The sequence below is a fragment of the Holdemanella hominis genome (assembly GCF_014306155.1).
Classification (GTDB): domain Bacteria; phylum Bacillota_I; class Bacilli_A; order Erysipelotrichales; family Erysipelotrichaceae; genus Holdemanella; species Holdemanella hominis.
Map to the genome: position 1 here is coordinate 1 of NZ_JACRWH010000123.1, position 984 is coordinate 984.

At 29.7% G+C, this 984-nt stretch carries 1 pseudogene; it reads right to left on the minus strand.

The window, feature by feature from the left end:
- Positions 1 to 726: 726 nt before the first annotated feature.
- Positions 727 to 984: pseudogene (locus tag H8911_RS12590) on the minus strand (IS4 family transposase); the annotation flags it as partial.

Below are 984 nucleotides of genomic sequence, written 5' to 3' on the forward strand. Positions count from 1 at the left end.
TTCGAAATTGACGTTTTAGTTTGTATTTTTATTTCCTGTTCAGTTTTCAAAGATCATCTGCACCTCAGCAGTGCTCATCTATATTACCAAATACTTTTCACTTCGTCAAATGTTTTTTTTATTTTTTTTCATATTTTTTACTGTATACGCTTACAACAATGAAATAGACATTTCAAATCTATTTATACTATGCCTACCCATTGGGCGGATTTGGCTCAAGTTGCATAATCAACGATATGCTCGTTCCTATACCTGTACAAATTATCGTAAAGCAAAGACGACAAAATGGGCTTTTTAAATTTTGAAAAGTTGAAATATATACGTAAATATATTTAATAAACGTGATAACACTAAACTTAATAACAACTGTAATAGATCTAATATGATTTTCTTATTCTTTTTCAGTCTTATATAAATCACTATTTGTACTACGACAAGTATAACATATATCAAAATGTTAAATCCCCAAAATTTTGTGTACTTATCTGCAATATACTACAAGATACTGAAGCATTGGCAGCAATCCTAAGTCCTCCTTTGTGTTTCACAGTTAAGCCTAACATTAATATAAACACACAAAAACATATAATAAAATTCATATCAATATCTTTAAGTTAAGAAATAACGAACCGTCCAGATACTATTGTCTGGATGGTATTTTTATTTGAAAGCACGACGAAATTTGTAGTATTGCTACTACATTTTAAAAATATATAATATTAGGTGTTAATCATATCGATAGTTGAAAGATACCGGTGAATTGGCCTTCACTTTCCGTTCATTCTGGCGATTAGGACGGATTGGCAGTATTTCTTTAGCTACCAGTGATTCAATATCAGGTGGATTCTTTCCGCCTTTTTCTTTGATTTTTATATTGTTACTTACTCTGCTGCAGAAATTATATAACACTAGCTTTGCATAAATTTCCTGCTCTATAAACATTCTTTTCTTTGAATGCAATGTATTTAAATCTAGATGATATTT